The sequence below is a fragment of the Burkholderia sp. ABCPW 14 genome, assembly GCF_001523835.1.
GTDB lineage: Bacteria > Pseudomonadota > Gammaproteobacteria > Burkholderiales > Burkholderiaceae > Burkholderia > Burkholderia mayonis.
Genome location: NZ_LOVS01000149.1, coordinates 211,178 through 227,748, shown reverse-complemented (window position 1 = coordinate 227,748; position 16,571 = coordinate 211,178). Strand labels below are relative to the sequence as shown.

The 16,571-nt window shown below is 67.0% G+C and carries 21 protein-coding genes; 9 read left to right on the top strand and 12 right to left on the bottom strand.

Annotated elements, in window-relative coordinates; all coding sequences use genetic code 11:
* Window positions 1-15: 15 nt before the first annotated feature.
* The 11 genes from flgK to flgB form a co-directional block, all read right to left on the bottom strand.
* On the bottom strand, window positions 16-2,019 hold the full coding sequence (flgK, locus tag WS62_RS24450; protein WP_066576312.1) for a flagellar hook-associated protein FlgK: 2,004 nt from the start codon (window positions 2,017-2,019) through the stop codon (window positions 16-18).
* A gap of 172 nt (window positions 2,020-2,191) precedes the next feature.
* Complete coding sequence (locus tag WS62_RS24445; RefSeq protein WP_066576311.1) at window positions 2,192-2,950, bottom strand: flagellar brake protein; 759 nt, start codon at window positions 2,948-2,950, stop codon at window positions 2,192-2,194.
* Between the two features lie 214 nt (window positions 2,951-3,164).
* Complete coding sequence (gene flgJ / locus WS62_RS24440; protein ID WP_066576310.1) at window positions 3,165-4,094, bottom strand: flagellar assembly peptidoglycan hydrolase FlgJ; 930 nt, start codon at window positions 4,092-4,094, stop codon at window positions 3,165-3,167.
* Complete coding sequence (locus WS62_RS24435; protein ID WP_066576309.1) at window positions 4,095-5,291, bottom strand: flagellar basal body P-ring protein FlgI; 1,197 nt, start codon at window positions 5,289-5,291, stop codon at window positions 4,095-4,097. It abuts the gene before it with no gap.
* A complete protein-coding gene (gene flgH / locus WS62_RS24430) occupies window positions 5,285-5,998 on the bottom strand; it encodes a flagellar basal body L-ring protein FlgH (RefSeq protein WP_066576307.1) in 714 nt (237 codons plus the stop codon). Before flgH ends, WS62_RS24435 begins: the two co-directional genes overlap by 7 nt.
* A 20-nt stretch (window positions 5,999-6,018) precedes the next feature.
* On the bottom strand, window positions 6,019-6,807 hold the full coding sequence (gene flgG / locus WS62_RS24425; protein WP_066495936.1) for a flagellar basal-body rod protein FlgG: 789 nt from the start codon (window positions 6,805-6,807) through the stop codon (window positions 6,019-6,021).
* Window positions 6,808-6,839: 32 nt separating this feature from the next.
* Window positions 6,840-7,601, bottom strand: coding sequence for a flagellar basal-body rod protein FlgF (gene flgF / locus WS62_RS24420; protein WP_066576305.1), 762 nt, complete (start codon window positions 7,599-7,601; stop codon window positions 6,840-6,842).
* Between the two features lie 26 nt (window positions 7,602-7,627).
* Entirely contained in the window at window positions 7,628-8,869 is a 1,242-nt protein-coding gene (gene flgE / locus WS62_RS24415; protein WP_066576302.1) for a flagellar hook protein FlgE, read from the bottom strand.
* Between the two features lie 27 nt (window positions 8,870-8,896).
* The gene (gene flgD / locus WS62_RS24410; protein WP_066576299.1) at window positions 8,897-9,757 is read right to left on the bottom strand and encodes a flagellar hook assembly protein FlgD; all 861 of its coding nucleotides are present in this window, start codon (window positions 9,755-9,757) and stop codon (window positions 8,897-8,899) included.
* 53 nt (window positions 9,758-9,810) lie between these two features.
* Entirely contained in the window at window positions 9,811-10,236 is a 426-nt protein-coding gene (gene flgC / locus WS62_RS24405; protein ID WP_066576296.1) for a flagellar basal body rod protein FlgC, read from the bottom strand.
* Window positions 10,237-10,319: 83 nt separating this feature from the next.
* Entirely contained in the window at window positions 10,320-10,811 is a 492-nt protein-coding gene (gene flgB, locus WS62_RS24400; protein ID WP_066576293.1) for a flagellar basal body rod protein FlgB, read from the bottom strand.
* A gap of 236 nt (window positions 10,812-11,047) precedes the next feature.
* On the opposite strand from flgB, the gene flgA reads away from it, so the two are divergent.
* The 3 genes from flgA to WS62_RS24385 all read left to right on the top strand — a co-directional run bounded on the left by flgA (window position 11,048) and on the right by WS62_RS24385 (window position 13,605).
* A complete protein-coding gene (flgA, locus tag WS62_RS37615) occupies window positions 11,048-12,637 on the top strand; it encodes a flagellar basal body P-ring formation chaperone FlgA (protein ID WP_066576289.1) in 1,590 nt (529 codons plus the stop codon).
* 103 nt (window positions 12,638-12,740) lie between these two features.
* Window positions 12,741-13,085 (top strand): flagellar biosynthesis anti-sigma factor FlgM, encoded by a 345-nt coding sequence (flgM, locus tag WS62_RS24390; protein WP_066576286.1) that lies wholly within the window; start codon window positions 12,741-12,743, stop codon window positions 13,083-13,085.
* Between the two features lie 79 nt (window positions 13,086-13,164).
* A complete protein-coding gene (locus WS62_RS24385; protein WP_066576532.1) occupies window positions 13,165-13,605 on the top strand; it encodes a flagella synthesis protein FlgN in 441 nt (146 codons plus the stop codon).
* On the opposite strand, the gene WS62_RS38410 is transcribed toward WS62_RS24385, so the two are convergent.
* Window positions 13,602-13,853 carry a hypothetical protein gene (locus tag WS62_RS38410; RefSeq protein WP_231748407.1) on the bottom strand — a complete coding sequence of 84 codons (252 nt, stop codon included), beginning with the start codon at window positions 13,851-13,853 and terminating at the stop codon, window positions 13,602-13,604. The genes WS62_RS24385 and WS62_RS38410 overlap by 4 nt on opposite strands.
* Window positions 13,854-14,475: 622 nt before the next feature.
* Between WS62_RS38410 and WS62_RS24380 the strand changes: the two genes are divergently transcribed.
* From WS62_RS24380 to WS62_RS24355, 6 genes are read left to right on the top strand one after another with little or no spacing between them, the layout of a single operon-like run.
* The gene (locus WS62_RS24380) at window positions 14,476-14,766 is read left to right on the top strand and encodes a RebB family R body protein (protein WP_010101057.1); all 291 of its coding nucleotides are present in this window, start codon (window positions 14,476-14,478) and stop codon (window positions 14,764-14,766) included.
* A 32-nt stretch (window positions 14,767-14,798) separates the two neighbouring features.
* Window positions 14,799-15,068 carry a RebB family R body protein gene (locus tag WS62_RS24375; protein ID WP_006024229.1) on the top strand — a complete coding sequence of 90 codons (270 nt, stop codon included), beginning with the start codon at window positions 14,799-14,801 and terminating at the stop codon, window positions 15,066-15,068.
* Between the two features lie 38 nt (window positions 15,069-15,106).
* Window positions 15,107-15,373, top strand: coding sequence for a RebB family R body protein (locus WS62_RS24370; RefSeq protein ID WP_006024228.1), 267 nt, complete (start codon window positions 15,107-15,109; stop codon window positions 15,371-15,373).
* Window positions 15,374-15,432: 59 nt separating this feature from the next.
* Window positions 15,433-15,705 carry a RebB family R body protein gene (locus WS62_RS24365; protein ID WP_059469332.1) on the top strand — a complete coding sequence of 91 codons (273 nt, stop codon included), beginning with the start codon at window positions 15,433-15,435 and terminating at the stop codon, window positions 15,703-15,705.
* Between the two features lie 58 nt (window positions 15,706-15,763).
* The gene (locus tag WS62_RS24360) at window positions 15,764-15,985 is read left to right on the top strand and encodes a RebB family R body protein (RefSeq protein WP_269435306.1); all 222 of its coding nucleotides are present in this window, start codon (window positions 15,764-15,766) and stop codon (window positions 15,983-15,985) included.
* Window positions 15,986-15,990: 5 nt separating this feature from the next.
* Window positions 15,991-16,524 carry a RebB family R body protein gene (locus WS62_RS24355; protein WP_066576281.1) on the top strand — a complete coding sequence of 178 codons (534 nt, stop codon included), beginning with the start codon at window positions 15,991-15,993 and terminating at the stop codon, window positions 16,522-16,524.
* The last annotated feature ends 47 nt before the right edge of the window (window positions 16,525-16,571 follow it).

Sequence of the window (16,571 nt, the reverse complement as noted above, 5' to 3'; positions counted from 1 at the left end):
CGCCGTCTACCTCGTTCAGTTGAAGAGACCGAGCACGGTCTGGAACAGCGAATCCGCCGTCTGGATCACCTTCGCGTTCGCCTGATAGAGCTGCTGATACTGCATCAGGTTCGCCGCTTCCTCGTTCTGGTTCACGCCCGACACCGACTGCTGCTGCGCCGTGATCTGGCCGATGAGCGCCGTCTGCGCGGTGCTCGACGCCTTCAACTGGCTCGCCGCGTTGCCGATCGCGTTCACGTAGCCCGCGTACGCGCCCGTCAGCGTCGTCGTGCCGTTGTTCATCGTCTTCGAGTTGACGAGTTGCGACAGCGCGAGCGCATTGCGGCCGTCGTTCGTGCCCTTGTTCGCGCCGATCGTGAACTGGTCGCCGTCCGCGGGCGTGCCCGACAGCGACACGCTCACGCCGTTGATCACGGTCGACGACGGCGGCTGCGTCGTGCTCGAAATCGTCATCGCCGCGCCCTTCGACGGGTCGTACGGCACGGACGGCGTCGCGGTCGTGATGTCGTACGACGCCGACGGGGGACCCGCGACCGTCACCGTCGTGCCGAGCGGGAAGCCCGACAGCGTCTTCGACGACGCGTTGTACGTGAGCGTCGTCGTGCCGGACGGCAGCTGATAGCCCGCGCTCACCGAGCCCTGCGTGATCGCGCCCGTGCCGCTGTTCGTCGGCGCGCTCGCCGCGAGCACCGGCGACGCCGCCGCGATCGCCGAGCCGTTCGAGGTCGCGAGCGCGAAGCCGTCGAGCGCGCCGCGCGTCGGCAGCACGGTGAACGCGTCGCCTGCGGCGGGCGTGCTCGTCAGCGACAGATTCAAGCCACCGATCGTCATCGTCGGCGGCGTGGACGTCGGCGTCGCCGTGCCGACGACGCTGCCCGTCGCACGATCGGTCAGCGTGTATTTCGCGCCGTCGAACGACAGCGAGTAGTCGCTAGACGGCGGCTGCGTGCCGTCCGCGATCGATACGGACAGCGTCGCGCTGCCGGTATTGCCCTGGTTCGCATAGACGACCGGGCTGCCGACCGTGAAGAGATTGCCGCCCGGATTGCCGGACAGGTCGATGCCGAGCGCGTTCTGCGCGTTGACCTGCGCGGCGAAGCTGACGGCGAGCGCGCCGAGCTGCGCCTGCGCGGGATCGAGCGTCTGGCGGCGGAACGCGAGCAGGCCGCCCAGCGTGCCGCCCGTCAGCGACACGTCGGGCAGGTACTGGGTGTCGCCGGGCGGGTTCGCACCCGCCATGCCCTTCGACACGATCGTGAGTTCGCTCGGATCGGACGGCGACGCGACGGCGGCGAGCTGATAGCTCGCGTTCCCGACGACGAGCGGCTGGCCGCCCGACAGGAACACGCTGTAGCTGCCGTTGCTCTGCACGACCTGCACGCCCGCGAGCTGCGACAGGTTCGACACCGCGAGATCGCGCTGGTCGAGCAGCTGGTTCGGCGGCTGGCCCTGCGAGCTTGCCGATGCGATCTGCTCGTTGAGCTGCGCGATCTGCGTGGTGTAGCCGTTGATCTTCGTGACGGTGTCGGTGAGCTGCGAGTTCACGGTCTGGCGCAACTGCGAGTACTGCTGGCTCGCGGCCACGAACTGGCTCGCGAGCGTCTGCGCGTTGCTGATCGCGGTCTGCCGCGTGGCTGGATCGGCCGCGTTGTTCGCGACCGTCTGCAGGCCGGTGAAGTAGTTCGTGATCGCGGTCGAGATGCCGGCCGTCGGGCTGCCGACGTAGTTGTTCAGTTGCGCGACGAGCGAATAGTAAGTCGACAGCGAGCTGCCCTGCGTCTGCGCGGCGTTGAGCTGGTTCGACAGATACTGGTTGTACTGGCGCTCGACGGTGACGGTCGTCACGCCTTGCGGCAGGTAGCCGCTGCTCGTGTACTGGCCGCTCGCTTCCGCGAAGACGGGACGCTCGACGGAATAGCCGGGCGTCGCCGAGTTGCTGATGTTCTGGCCGGTCGTGGTGATCCCCCAGAGCGCGGCGTTCAGGCCGCTGATCCCGAGGTTCATGAGGGTATTGGACATGCGCGATCCTATGAGCCGGCCGCGCCGCGGCCGCCGGGTTGCGTGGACTCCCGGTATAACGGCCGCGCGTGAGAAAAATTGAGGGAGCGCATGCGCAAAAATGCGCGCGGCGTCCCGCGATTGGCGCGCGAGCGCGGCCGCAGGCGTCGCGGGCGGCTTCGCCCGCCGCGAATCAGGCCCGCACGAGCTGCCGGCGCTTCATCTCGAGCTGCGTGATGAGGCGCTGCAGCGTGTTCTCGGCGTTGCCCGGCAGCGACACGAAGCGAAAGCCGAGCTGGTAGCGGCGCGTGCCGTTCGGCGCGTCGGTCGAGCGGTGCGAGACGAGCTGCAGGTCGAGCGACAGCATCCCGTGGCCGTTCAGGTTCAGCTCGACGTCAGGCAGCGTCGTGCCCGGCTCGAGCGCGGACACGCGCTCGTCGACCGTGCGCAGCCCGAGGCCGCCCAGCGACAGGTTATGCACTTCGAACCGGAAGCTCTCGCCGTCCGGCAGCCTGCCGCGGCACACGTACGGATCGAGGATCGGCGCGTCGACGCGGAAATATTCGCGGCGCTGCACGCAGTACAGCACGTCGGGGAAGTCGGCTTCGAATGCGGGGAGGTTTTCGTAGCGGGTCTCGCGCGGGGTCGCGGTCGAGAATTCGACGCGCACGCCGTCCGGCGACGCATGGAACACGCAGTGCGGCGCGGCGAGAATGCCCGCGTTCTGATCGGCAAGCGCGCCCCAGTCGAACACGAAGGTCCGCGCGCCGACGTCGACGTCGAGAATGCGGGTGACGAGTTGGCCGCCCTGGTACTGGACGGTCAGGAAATCTCCACGATTGACGAGATTGCGCAGCTGGACGCCGATCTCGAGCGGATTGCGGCGGCCGTAATCATGGCCGGAATGCGCGGCGGCGCTCGCGGCCTGACTCGTCGACTGTTCGGTATTCATGGCTTGCCGGTATTTATCTCGATGCGCCCGGCGGGTTTTGGGGCGCGTTATGACCGGGGCGCGATCTGCCCGATCGTTGGTCTCTCACGTTTAGCGGCAACAGCAGCGCAAAGTTTAGATCGAAACCGGAGTTTATTTTTTTAGCAAACGTTAAAACCGCGCGAGGCCAAGCCTGGCGCGGTCCGAATTGTACCGAACGGTTGCTCGGTTCGCGTCAGCCGATCTGCTGCATGATCGTAATCAGCTTCTTCGCATAGTGCGGATCGGTCGCGTAGCCGGCCTTCTGCATTCCGTGCGCGAAGCCTTCCGCGCTGTGCCCCGCATTCAGCACGCCCGCGTAGCGCGGGTTGTTCTTCAGCAGGTTCGCGTAGTCGGTCATCGCGTGCTCGTACGAGTCGTACGCGCGGAACTGCGCGACGACGCGGTGCGGCTTGCCGTTCGCGTATTCGGTCGTGACGGCCGACACCGTGCGCCCGGTCCAGCCCTTCGTCGCCTTGATGCCGAACACGTTGTGGCTCGATTCGCCGTTCGCGCCGCGGATCTCGCGCTTGCCCCAGCCGGATTCGAGCGCCGCCTGGCCGACGATGAAGCGCGCCGGAATGCCCGTCGCCGCGCTCGCCGCCTGCGCGGCGCCCGCCATCTTCTCGACGAACGCGTCCGCGTTCGCGGAGCTGCCGTTGCCCTTGAGCGGCGGCGTCAGCGCGCTCGCCGCCGAATAGCCGCGCGTGCCCGCCAGCGCGCCGTTGCCGGACGACGCGCTCGCATACGCCTTCGCGAGCGCGTTCATCGTGACGAGGCCGCCTTCGCCCTGCGCGTCGGGCGCGACGTTCGCGTTGCGCATCAGTTGCTTCGCCAGCGCGTCGGCGACGCCGATGCCCTTCGCCGACATCTGCTGCGCGAGCTGCTGGTCGAGCATCGACGTGTACATCTTCGACGAGCTCGAATCGAAGGGGCTGTTCGACGGCGTCGCGTCGCGCATGCTCTTCAGCATCATCTGCGTGAACATCGCGTCGAACTGGCCCGCGACCATCTTCACGCCTTCGCGCGGCGTCGCCGCGGCGGCCTTCGAGCGCAGCGCGTCGAACCCTTGAACGTCGAGCGCGAAGCGCTGCGACAGATCGTCCGCTTTCGTGAAAGTCGTCACTTAGATGATCTCCAGATCCGCGCGCAGCGCGCCCGCCGCCTTCATCGCCTGCAGGATCGACATCAGATCCGCGGGCGTCGCGCCGAGCGAGTTGAGCGCCTTCACCACTTCGGCGAGGTTCGCGCCCGCCGTCACCATCCGCAGCGCGCCGTTGTCCTGCTTGAGCTGAATCTGCGACTGCTGCGCGACGACCGTCTGCCCGTTCGAGAACGGCCCCGGCTGCGACACGACGGGTTGCGTGTTGACGACGACCGACAGATTGCCGTGCGCGACCGCGCAGTTCTGCAGCGTCACCATCTGGTTCATCACGATCGAGCCCGTGCGCGCGTTCAGGATCACCTTCGCGGCCGCCTTGTCGGGACTCACTTCCAGGTTCTGCAGCCGCGCCATGAACGCGACCTGCTGCGCCGAATCGGCGGGGGCCGTGAGCTGGATCGTGCGGCCGTCGAGCGCCATCGCGGTGCCCGCGCCGAAGCTCGAATTCACCGCCGACACGATCCGTTGCGCGGTGCCGTAATCCATGTCGTTCAATTGCAGTTGGAGCACGCCGTTCATCTGCGCGATCGCGTTCGGCACCGACCGCTCGACAATCGCGCCGCCGGCGATCCGCCCGGCCGCGAGCTGGTTCACCTGCACGCGGCTGCCGTTCGCGCTCGCGCCCGCGCCGCCCACCGCCATGTTGCCCTGCGCGAGCGCGTAGACCTGGCCGTCCGCGCCCTTCAGCGGCGTGAGGAGCAGCGTGCCGCCGCGCAGGCTCTTCGCGTTGCCGAGCGACGACACCGTCACGTCGATCGCCTCGCCCGGCCGCGCGAACGGCGGCAGCGTCGCCGTCACCATCACCGCGGCGACGTTCTTCAGCTGCATGTTCGTCATCGCCGACGAGCCGCCGTTCGCCGAGCCGTTGTTGATCGAGATGCCGAGGTTCGCGAGCATGTTCGCGAGCGTCTGCGTCGTGAACGGCGTCTGCATCGTCTGGTCGCCGGTGCCGTCGAGGCCGACGACGAGGCCGTAGCCGATCAGCGGGTTGTCGCGCACGCCCTGGATCTGCGCGAGATCCTTCAGGCGCTCCGCGTGCGCGGCGACGGGCGCGAGCACGAACGCGCAAGCGGCGGCGAGCGCGCAGCACGCGGCGGCGCGGAGGGTCGAGCGGAGAGGGCGCACGACGCGCGCGAGCAAGGTACGCATCGTCTTCACCACGGCGCGATGTTGAGGAAGAAGCGCTGCAGCCAGCCCATCGTCTCGGCTTCGTTGATGTAGCCCTTCGCCGAGTATTCGATCTTCGCGTCCGCGACCTGCGTCGAGTAGACCGAGTTCTGGCCCGAGATCGTGTTCGGATTGACGATGCCCGAAAAGCGCACGAATTCGTTGCCCTGGTTGATCAGCATCTGTTTCTCGCCGCTGACGATGAGATTGCCGTTCGGCAGCACGTTCGTCACCGTCACGGTGATCGTGCCGTTGAACGTGTTCGCCGCGCTCGCGCCGCCCGTCGCGGCGAATTTGTTCGCGCCCTGCGCGGACAGGTTCGCCTTGTTGAAGAGGCCGCCGAGGAAGCCCGCGGTCGGCACGTCGAAGCTCGTGTTGCCCTGCCGGTTCGTGTTCGCGCCCGACGACTTCGTCGCGTTGATGTTCTCCGCGATCACGATCGTCAGGATGTCCCCGACGTTGCGCGGCCGCTGATCCTCGAAGAGCGGCCGGCCCGCATAGCCCGGGTTGTAGATCGAGCCGGGCGCCTGCATCGCGGGCGGCATCGGCGGCGTCGCCGACATCGGCTGCTGCGTGATCGGCTCGCGCGGCAGCTGCGCGCAGCCGGCCAGCGCCAGCGCGGCCGCGACGGCGGCGGCGCGGCGCGCCACCGCATTGCGCGCGCCGCGCGCCGGTTGCGGGAGGAAACGAACCTGCTTCATGGCGTGTGACCCGGGGCCGGTTAGCGCGACATCTGCGTGACGGTCTGCAGCATCTGGTCGGACGTCGTCACGGCCTTGCTGTTGATTTCGTACGCGCGCTGCGTCTGGATCATGTTGACGAGCTCCTGGACGACGTTCACGTTCGACGCCTCGACGTAGCCCTGCCTGAGCGTGCCCGCGCCGTTCAGGCCCGGCTGCGACACGTTCGGCTGGCCGGACGACGTCGTCTCCGCAAACAGGTTCTCGCCCTTCGCGTCGAGGCCGGCCGGGTTGATGAACGTCGCGATCTGGAGCGAGCCGATCTGCACCGCGTTGTTCGAGCCCGGCTGCGTGATCGACACGACGCCGTCGCTGCCGATCGTGAGCGACGTCGCGTTCTGCGGGATCGTGATCGCCGGAATCACCTGATAGCCGCTCGACGTGACGAGCTGGCCCTGCGCATTGGTCTGGAACGAGCCGTCGCGCGTGTAGGCGTTCGTGCCGTCCGGCATCAGCACCTGGAAGAAGCCCTGGCCGTTGATCGCGACGTCCTTCGAGTTGCCGGTCTGCGTCAGGCTGCCCTGCGTATACAGGCGCTCGGTCGCGACCTGCTGAACGCCCGTGCCGAGCTGCAGGCCCGACGGCAGCTCCGTCTGCTGCGTCGAATTCGCGCCCGGCTGGCGCACGGTCTGGTACAGCAGATCCTCGAACACCGCGCGCGAGCCCTTGAAGCCGTTGGTGCTCACGTTCGCGAGATTGTTCGAGATCACGTCCATCTGCGACTGCTGCGCGTTCATGCCGGTCGCGGCGATGTAGAGGGAACGGTTCACGTGTTGACTCCTTGTCTGGCGCTTGGCTGTGCTTAGCTGAAATTGAGCAGCTGGTTCGCCGCCTGCTCGTTCTGGTCGGCGGACTGGATCAGCTTCGTTTGCAATTCGAACGCGCGCGCGTTGTCGATCATCGACACCATCGCCGCCACCGGATTGACGTTGCTGCCTTCGAGCGAATTCGGCACGACCCGCACGGCCGGATCGGCATCGGCGGGATTGCCGTCCGCGGTGCGGAAGAGGCCGTCGTCGCCGCGCTTCATCGCCGCGGGATCGGGATTCACGAGCTTCAGTTGATCGATCATCGCGACGGCGGTCGGCGGATCGCCCGGCATCAGCGCCGACACGGTGCCGTCCTGGCCGATCGTCAGCTGCGCGTTCGGCGGCACCGCGAGCGGGCCGCCGTTGCCGACGACGGGCAGGTTGTTCGCCGTCACGAGCTGCCCGTTCTCGTCGACGTGCAGGTTGCCCGCGCGCGTGTACGCCTCGCCGCCGTCCGGCAACATCACGGACAGCCAGCCCGGACCCTGAACCGCGACGTCGAGCGGATTGCCCGTGCGCTCGATCGGGCCCGGCGTGAAGTCCGCGCCGGGCGTCGACGACAGCGTGTAGGTGCGGGTCGTCGACGGATCGACGTTGCCGCTGCCGTCGTCGAAGTTCATCGGCACCGCACGAAACGTCGCGAGCTGTGCGCGGAACCCCGTCGTCGACGTGTTCGCGAGATTGTTCGCGACGACGGACTGCTGCTCGAGCGACTGCGTCGCGCCCGTCATCGCCGTATAGATCAGTCGGTCCATGGCTGGCTGTTGTCCGCGAAGGCCGCTTACAGGTTGATGAGCGTCTGGTCGACGGCCTGCTGCGTCTTGATCGTCTGCGCGTTCGCCTGATAGTTGCGCTGCGCGGTGATCAGCTCCACGAGCTGGCTCGTCAAATCGACGTTCGAGTTTTCGAGCGCGCTGCCCTGCAGCGTCCCGTGGTTCGTGCTGCCGGGCGCCGAGATCTGCGGCACGCCCGACGCGGCCGACTCGATGTACTGGTTGTTGCCGACGTTCACGAGGCCGTTCGGATTGTTGAAGTTCGCGAGCACGATCTGCCCGAGCGTCGCGGTCTGGCCGTTCGAGTAGTTGCCGGTCAGCTTGCCGTCGTTGCCGATCGAGAACGTCGTCAGCACGCCGCTCGCGAAGCCGTTCTGCGCGAGGTTGTTGATGCCGTTCTTGCCGCCGTACTGCGTCGTGCCCGTCAGGTCGAGCGTCAGGTTCTGCGGGTTCGCCGCGCCCGTCGTCGTCGGAATCGAGAACGAGAACTGGCCGACGTTCGTCGTCGGCGCGCCGGCCGGCGTCGACGTGCTCGTGATCGTGCCCGCCGTGTTGAAGTTGACCGAGCCGAGATCGGTCGGCGTCTGGCCCGACGGGCCCGCGTACGCTTCCCACTGGCCCGTCGTCGAGCTCTTCACGAAGTACAGGTTGACGTCCTGCGAGCCGCCGAGCGAATCGAACGCCTGCACCGACGTCGTGTAGTTGTAGCTCGTCGGATCGGAATAGTTGAACGGCGTCGTCGAAGGCACCGGGTCCTGCGAGTTCAGGTTGAACTGGCCGGTGATCTTGGTCGTCGCGGTCGGCGCGATGTTGGTCGTCGGCGCCTGCAGCGGCACAGTCGCCGCACTGTTGATCACGCCGTTCGCGTCGGCCGCGTAGCCCATCAGGTTCAGGCCCTGCGAGTTGACGATGTAGCCGTTCTTGTCGCGCTGGAACGTGCCGTCGCGCGAGTACGTGACGACGCCGTTGTTCGACATCTGGAAGAAGCCGTTGCCGTTGATCGCGACGTTCAGCGACGAGGTGCTCGATGCGATCGTGCCCTGGCTGAACTGCTGCTGCACCGACGCGAGCATCGTGCCGATGCCGATCGGATTGTTGACGGCCGACGCAACCGAATTCGCGTACATGTCGGAAAACTGCGCGGTGCTTCCCTTGAAGCCGACCGTGTTCGCGTTCGCGATGTTGTTGCCGATGACGTCGAGGTCGCTCGACGCGCCTGCCAAACCGCTCAAACCTTGTTGATAGCCCATCTCGGTCTCCGTGGCGAAGAAGCTGGATCAGTTGGTGGAAGACGAGGCGCTGCCGCTCGACGCGCTCGTCGTGGTATTCGGGAAGATCGATGCGACCTGGCTGAAGCCGACCGTCGATCCGTTCGACAGCACGAGCCCCGGCGTGCCGTCGGCCTGCTTGACGACGCTCAGCACCTGCGCGGACGACAGCGTCGTCGGCGCGTACTGCTTGCCGGACGTGTCGGTGTAGCTCGCGCTGATCGTGTAGGTGCCGTCGGGCAGCTTGTTGCCGGCCGTGTCGGTCGGCGTCCAGTTGAACGGCACGGTGCCCGCCGACTGCGCGCCCGCGTTGATCGTGTTGACGACGACGCCCGACGCGTTCTTCACGGTGATCGTCAGGTTCGACACGGCGCTCGTCAGCTGCACGCCGAACGGCGACGCCGCGCCGCTCTTGACGGGCACGGTGTTGCCCGGCGCCAGCACGTTCGAGCCGATCAACATCGCCGCCTGCGTCTGCTGGCCGGCCGTGAGCTGCGACGACAGCGACGTGAGCGACGTGTTCAGCTGCGCGATGCCGCTCACCGTGTTGATCTGCGCGAGCTGCGACGTCATCTGCGAGCTGTCGACGGGGCTCGTCGGGTCCTGGTTCTGCAACTGCGTGACGAGCAGCTTGAGGAACGTCGTCTGCAGGTCGCTCGCCGACGTGGTCGACAGCGAGCTCGCGACGTTGATGTTCGCGTTCGAACTGCCGGTGCCGGTCGTGCCGCTCGTCGCGCTCGTACCGTTCGTGCCGCTCGTCGTGTTCGTGCCCGTCGCGTTCGACGACTGGCTGTTCGAGCTCATCGTGTCGAACGGCAGCGTGCTCACGGTCGTGCCGCTGCTGCCGATGGTGGTCAAGGAGGATGTCATTCCGATTCGCCTTCCTCTGATATGCGTGTTTTCAGTCGATGAAAAAGGGCGCGTCAGCTGCCGATCGTCAGCGTCTTCAGCATCAGTTGCTTCGCGGTATTGAGCGTCTCGACGTTCGCCTGATACGAACGCGATGCGGAAATCATGTTGACCATCTCCTGCACCGGATCGACGTTCGGCATCGTCACGTAACCGCTCTGGTCGGCGGCCGGGTTCGACGGGTCGTAGGTCATCTTCATCGGCGACGGATCGTCGATCACCTTGGTCACCTGCACGCCGCCGACGCCCTGGCCCGACGCGGTGCGCGCGCGGCCCATCGGCGCGGTCGCGAACACCACCTGCTTCGCCTTGTAGGGCTTGCCGTCGGGACCCGTCACACTGTCGGCGTTCGCGAGGTTCGACGCCGTCACGTTCAGACGCTGCGACTGGGCCGACATCGCGGAACCCGCGACATCGAAAATGTTCATCAACGAAGGCATGCGTGCTCCTTATCGCGTTGCGCGCTCATTCAAACGTTTCCCGTGACGCGCGCAGCACGCGGGAAACGCGCCGAAGCGGCGCGTCACGAACCCGAATTCGACGTGATCGCGGCGATCATCGTCTTGATCTGCTGCGTCATCACCGTCATCCCGGCCTGGTAGTGCACCGCGTTGTCGGCGAACTGCACGCGCTCGGTGTCGAGATCGACGGTGTTGCCGTCGAGCGCCGGCTGCTGCGGGACCCGGTACTGCGCGCGGCCGTAATCGTCGCTCGGGCCGCCCGTCGGGATCAGCTTCACGTTGCCCGCCATGTGCGAGCCCGACGTCGTCGCCATCGACATCCCGCTCGTCACGCCGGCCGGCTGCGCGAGCGCAAGCTGCGCCGCGTTGCCGGCGGAGCGCGCGCCGTCCTGCTTCAGCGCACGGGCGAGCGTCGACGAGAAGTCGACGTCGCGCGCGCGGTAGCCGGGCGTGTCGGCGTTCGCGATGTTCGACGACAGCAGTTCCTGCCGATACGTGCGCACGTCGAGCGCCTGGCGGCCGAATGCGAATTCGGCATCGAGTTTGTCCAGCATCTGCGAGTCTCCGTCTGAAGATGCGCCGCTCTTTCGCCGCCGGCGGTCGACCGCGAACCGCGGGCGGCTGACCATGGACGGCCAAAGAGGCTTTTTCCCATGGGACGCATGGTAGGCGGACGACGCAACGGGCAATCGGGCGAATAACCGGCAAAGGGCCCCTCTATTCGCGGTTTGCCGGCGGGCGTCCATCCCTAGAATGCAACCCCGTACCAAACGGTTTCGAGGAGGGCGCGATGACGACAGACGCAAGCCGCGCAACGCGCACGCGCTTTGCCGCGGCGCTCGCGCTGGCGGGCTGGATGTGCGCCGCGCTCGCGCAGCAGGCGGGCGACGGCGGGATGATCGTGATTCCGGGCCGCGGCGAATCGGCGGAGACGGCGCTCGCGAACGCGAATGCGGCGAACGCGCACGGCGCCAATGCAGGGGGGGCGGGTGCGCCGGCCGCCGCCGGATGGAACGGATCGGGCAATACGGCGAGCGCGGGCAGGTGGAACGCTCAGGCCGCCGCGCAGGCGGCCGCCGCGTGGAACGGCCGAGCCGGCGCGCCGTCGGGTGCCGGATCGAACGATCCCGCCAACGCCCCGACGGCAGCCGATCAGCGCAACGGCCAAATCGTGATCGAACCGGGCCCGGCTGCCTCGAACGGCCGGATTGCGGCGTCGCCCGCAACCGGATGGCAGCGGCCAGCAATGGCGGCCGCTCCGCGAGGCGAGTGGAACGGTCAGGCGAATCCCGCCTCGACGACGGCAGGATCGAATCTTCCCGCAAGCGCCGCGCCAGCGAGCGCCCGATGGAACAATCCGGCCGGCGCAACCGCGCCCGCCACCGCGAACCGGAGCAATCCGGCGGCAAGCGCCGCTGCCGGCGTCAATCCCGCATTCCGCGCGGTCGCTGCATCGCGCGCGCCGGCCAACGCGCAGCAGGTCGCGACGGTCGTCGCGCAGGACGCGGCCGTGCGCGACGGCCGGCCCGCGAACACACGGGCTGCCGCCCAGCCGTGGCAGGCCCAGCGCGCCCAAGCCGCCGTGCAGAGCGGCGTGATCCCTGTCTCGTTCCGCTCGGAGCCCGCGCCAAGCGCGCTGCCTGTCCGTCCCGCGCCGATTCGCACGGCCGCGCCCGCAGCGAACGCCCGTGGCGCGCAGACGACCGCCGCACCGGCCGCCTCCGCCAGCGCGACAGCCTCCGCCCCGGTCCCAGCCGGCCAGCAGGACGGCGAGACGATCCGTCGCGCCGCGCTCGCGTTCCTTCAGCAGCAGGCGGCGGGGCTGCCCGGCAAGACCACCGTCACCGTCGCGCCCGCGTTCCCGCGCGGCCTCGCCGCGTGTACGACGCTCGAGCCGTTCCTGCCGTCGGGCGCGCGCCTCTGGGGCCGCACGACGGTGGGCGTGCGCTGCGCGGGCGAGCGTCCGTGGACGATCTATCTGCAGGCGAAGCTCGCCGTGCAAGCGACCTACTACGTCGCCGCGCGCCAGATCTCGCCCGGCGAGGCGCTCACGGCCGCCGACCTCATCGCGCGCGACGGTGACCTGACGATGCTGCCGCTCGCCGTGATCACCGATCCGACCGAGGCGGTCGGCGCAACCGCGCTCACGCGGGTCGCGGCCGGGCTGCCGCTGCGCCGGGATCTCCTGAAGAGCGCGGCGTCGGTGTCGATCGGCCAGACGGTGCGGGTCGTCGCGTCGGGGCAGGGGTTCACGATTTCGGCCGAGGGCAGCGTGCTCAACAACGCGGCGCCCGGCCAGCAGGTACGGGTGCGGATGGCCGCGGGCCAGATCGTCACGGCGATCGTCAAGGACGCCGCGACAGTCGAGATCCCCCTCTAAGATTGCAAACTTTCGTTGATTCAGGGATTTACCGAAAAACGGGTGCTAAAGTTCGGGCCGGCCTTGCCGTTATCGAGGTCAAACCCGTACAGGAAACACCATCGTGAAAGTCGATTCCACCACTACTTCGAACGCCCGCACGCTGTCGAACGCCAGTGCGGGCGCGGCTCGCACGCAAGCCGGCCAGCCGGCCGCGACCCAGACGCCCACCGGCGCTGCGGGCGCGCCGACGAGCGGAGACGCGAACGTGAGCCTGTCCGGCCTGTCGTCGACGCTGCGCAGCCTGGCCGCATCGGGCAGCGCCGATATCGATACCGCCCAGGTCGAGGCGATTCGGGACGCGATCAAGAACGGCACGCTGTCGATCGACACCGGCAAGATCGCCGACGGCATCCTGCAGACCGCCCGCGATCTGCTGAAGCAGCCGCCGCAGGCGGGCAACAGCTGAACCGGCTTCGCGGCCGGACGAAGGAACGCGAAACATGGCGCGCGGACGGTCCGCGCGCCGCCATGTCGAGCCAAACGAGATGAGAAACGAACTGCTGGCCACGGTCAACGACGAGCACGCGACGGTCGAAGCGTTCGCGTCCCTGCTCGCCTACGAGGAAAAGGCGCTGACGACGGCGTCGCCGCTCGAGGCGCTGCCGGGCATCGTCGACAGGAAATCCGAGCTGATCGAGAAGCTCGCGCACCTCGAACGCCGGCGCGACACGCTGCTCGCGTCGCTCGGCCTGCCGGCCGGCAAGACAGGCATGGATCGCGCGGCCGAAAGCGACGCGCGTCTCGCGAACGGCTGGCAATTGCTGCAACAATCGGCAGAACGCGCGCGCCATGCGAACGCGATCAACGGGATGCTGATCCGCATCCGGATGGACTACAACGAACGAACGCTGTCCGTGCTGCGCGCCGCGCCGCAGCGCAACGGCTTCTACGGGCCGGACGGACGCGTCGCGGCCGCCGCGCGCTAGGGCCTGTCCGGATGCACCGAGCGCGTTTCTTGATCGACGTGAGCTCGCAAGCGTGCCGTGTCGTCGTCGACCGTGATCCATTCGCGGCGGCTGCCGTTGCGGCTGTTTGTGCCGCCCGCTGACTTCATTTCGCCCTTCTCGTCACCCAGGTGGTGAATCAGCTCACCGCCCAAGACACTCAAAGATCGCCTTCTGAGCACGGCAAGCTGCTCGTGGATGGCAGCCCGGTCCAGTGTCCCGTGCGCCATCAGCCCGATTGTTCCGCGCTCGGGTTCGGATTCGGGTTCGCGCCCAGCCCGGCCCCTCTTACTTCCCCTTTGCGTTTGTGCGGCATAGCGGCCCCTTCGTCGTCAGTTTGTGCGCCGCAAGCAGGAATTCGGTCAGGCGCTGCGTTCACGTCGAATCCGGCCAGCAAACCACCTCTACCCCTCGCGAATTGTGAGTCCGGCATATAGCCGCGTTGTCTCGCTTTCTTTCCTGCAAAGCCGCTTTGCCTTGCCGAGATGCGCGTCCGCCTCGGCGGCAATCGAGGAGAACATTCGAGCCGGCTTACCGGTCTGGCGTCGCATGCTCTGTTCCCCCTGATCCAATCGGCAATTCCACCGCAAATCGGCGCTTTTTCCGTATGCCGCGTTTCGTTCCGCAAAGGCACTGGAAACCCATGCCGCGAAACCGCTGATCCGCATGGGCAGTCCGTTTTGGCTGGTTACAACGGTTTGCGCGATTCGGCGCCGTGTTTTCCATAGGCTGCGCCAATCGCGCTCGTCATTGCTTTCCTACGATGTTTTCACGGCCCTACCACGCAGCGCAGGGTTCGTACCGGAACAACATCCCGCCGAAAGGCAGCCTCACATTTATCAAGGAGCCACCATGGCATTCCCGACCAGCGTCAATGACCAGATCACCGATTCCGTCACGCAGGCCAATACCAAGGTATTGGGCGACGCGCCGGCCATCGCGATGGGCAACCTCTATCAGGCCACGGCGCAAGCGCTTGCCAATACCGCCCACAACGCCACCAATGCGCAGCAGCAAAGCTACGTCACGACCCAGGCCGCCACCACGATGGGCGTCGCGACGCTGTACTCGCTCGACACGGCCGCCACCGGCGTGGCGACCAAGGACATCCTGAGCACCGGCGTTCGCGGCCTCGGCAGCTGATCGCCCAAGCCTAATTCATTGAGGAGCCCGACATGGCTTTTCCGACCAGCGTCAATGACCAGATCACCGATTCCGTCACGCAGGCCAACACCAAAGTGCTGGGCGACGCGCCGGCCATCGCGATGGGCAACCTGTACCAGGCCACGGCGCAAGCCTTGGCCAACGCGGCGCACAACGCGACCTACGCGCAACAACAGAGCTACGTCACGGCGCAAGCCGCCACCACGATGGGCGTCGCGACACTGTATTCGCTCGACACGGCCACGACCGGGATCGCCACCACCAAGATCCTCGGCACCTGAGGATTGCCGGAAACAGTTGACCCCAAGGAGTTGAGCACATGGCCTTTCCCACTGCCGTCAACAACCAGATCACCGATTCGGTGACGCAGGCGAACACCCAGGTGCTGGGGGTGTCTCCGTCCATTGCGATGGGCAACCTGTACCAGGCCACCGCGCAGGCGTTGGCCAACGCTGCGCACAACGCGACGCTGGCGCAACAACAGATGTACGTCACGGCACAGGCTGCGACCACGATGGGTGTCGCGCTGCTGTACTCGTTGGATACCGGCAGTACGGCAATGGCGACCAAGAAGATCCTCGGCTGAGGGCTCATGCGTTGATCACCGACCCCCAACTGTCATCCAAACATTAAGGAGCATGAATCATGGCATTTCCCACTTCAGTCAACAGCCAGATCACCGATTCGGTCTCGCAAGTCAACACGAAAGTGCTGGGCGACGCGCCATCCGTCGCGATGGGCAACCTGTATGTGGCAACGAGCCAGGCGCTGTCGAACGCCGCCCACAACGCCACCAACAATCAGCAGCAATCGTACGTGACGATGCAGGCATCCACCACGCAGGCCGTGTCCACGCTGCTGACGGTGGAAACGGGCACCACGGGCGCTGCCACCGCGGAGATTCTCGGCCTGAGATAACCGCGCTTGACGCCCGCGGCCGAGACACTGGGGCACGCGGGCGCCACGCACGCCAGCCATCGAGTATCCCGCTGATCCGGTCAGCGCAATGCCAGAGCTCGCCGTAGGCCAAACGGCCGCAGTCGCGATGGCAATGACCTATCTCGCGATGGCCGACAGCATCGGCATCGCGATGAGCAATGCCGTCGCCAATCAGCAGCGAGGCCAGGTCATCGCCGACGCGGCCACGACTCAGGTACTCGCATTGATCATCGCAAAGGGAAGCCAACAGGGAAGCTAACCGTCATGAGTACCGATGACAGCTCCGTCAACAGTCAAATCGTCGACGCCGTCAGCAACGTCGTCACGCTGACGACCGGCCAATCGCCGTCACAGGCGTTCGGCATGCTCGACGCCGTCTTGCTGGAGACGCTCGGCATGGCCATGCACAACGCGGTGAGTCGCCAGCAAAGCGCAGGCATGATCAATTCGGCCGCGCTGACGGCCGCGTGCGCGAAGATCCTCGCCGTACCGTTCCCGGTCCCGCCGCCGCCTCCGCCGCCCGCGCCGACACGGCCGCCCGACGTGCATCCGCTGCCGGGTCCCGACGAATCATTGCCGCCCATGACCGTCGTGGAGGCAGCCGTGAAGGAAAGCGAAACCGCGTTCGGCGAAGCCAAGGCCGCCCTCGACGAGTTGAAGGTCACGGCCGACACGGCCGTGAAGGACGCGGGCGACGCCGAGTATGCGCTGGACCGGTTTGCACAATCGGTCACAACCGCCCTATCGAAGCCTGGCGGCGACACGCCGAACCACGGCGGACCGAGCGGCAAGAGCTGACGTGTTTTGTGCGGGCTGCTGAACCATTCAATTCTCCGAAGGAAATG

Bases quoted from the DNA above. Each gene is read 5' to 3' on its own strand.
- flgH (WP_066576307.1), bottom strand. From the start codon at position 5,998: ATGAAGCAGGTTCGTTTCCTCCCGCAACCGGCGCGCGGCGCGCGCAAT.
- WS62_RS24375 (WP_006024229.1), top strand. From the start codon at position 14,799: ATGGCTTTTCCGACCAGCGTCAATGACCAGATCACCGATTCCGTCACG.
- WS62_RS24385 (WP_066576532.1), top strand. From the start codon at position 13,165: ATGAGAAACGAACTGCTGGCCACGGTCAACGACGAGCACGCGACGGTC.
- flgA (WP_066576289.1), top strand. From the start codon at position 11,048: ATGACGACAGACGCAAGCCGCGCAACGCGCACGCGCTTTGCCGCGGCG.
- WS62_RS24355 (WP_066576281.1), top strand. From the start codon at position 15,991: ATGAGTACCGATGACAGCTCCGTCAACAGTCAAATCGTCGACGCCGTC.
- flgD (WP_066576299.1), bottom strand. From the start codon at position 9,757: ATGACATCCTCCTTGACCACCATCGGCAGCAGCGGCACGACCGTGAGC.
- WS62_RS24380 (WP_010101057.1), top strand. From the start codon at position 14,476: ATGGCATTCCCGACCAGCGTCAATGACCAGATCACCGATTCCGTCACG.
- WS62_RS24370 (WP_006024228.1), top strand. From the start codon at position 15,107: ATGGCCTTTCCCACTGCCGTCAACAACCAGATCACCGATTCGGTGACG.
- flgC (WP_066576296.1), bottom strand. From the start codon at position 10,236: ATGCCTTCGTTGATGAACATTTTCGATGTCGCGGGTTCCGCGATGTCG.
- flgB (WP_066576293.1), bottom strand. From the start codon at position 10,811: ATGCTGGACAAACTCGATGCCGAATTCGCATTCGGCCGCCAGGCGCTC.
- WS62_RS24445 (WP_066576311.1), bottom strand. From the start codon at position 2,950: ATGAATACCGAACAGTCGACGAGTCAGGCCGCGAGCGCCGCCGCGCAT.
- flgE (WP_066576302.1), bottom strand. From the start codon at position 8,869: ATGGGCTATCAACAAGGTTTGAGCGGTTTGGCAGGCGCGTCGAGCGAC.
- WS62_RS24365 (WP_059469332.1), top strand. From the start codon at position 15,433: ATGGCATTTCCCACTTCAGTCAACAGCCAGATCACCGATTCGGTCTCG.
- flgK (WP_066576312.1), bottom strand. From the start codon at position 2,019: ATGTCCAATACCCTCATGAACCTCGGGATCAGCGGCCTGAACGCCGCG.
- flgF (WP_066576305.1), bottom strand. From the start codon at position 7,601: ATGGACCGACTGATCTATACGGCGATGACGGGCGCGACGCAGTCGCTC.
- WS62_RS38410 (WP_231748407.1), bottom strand. From the start codon at position 13,853: ATGGCGCACGGGACACTGGACCGGGCTGCCATCCACGAGCAGCTTGCC.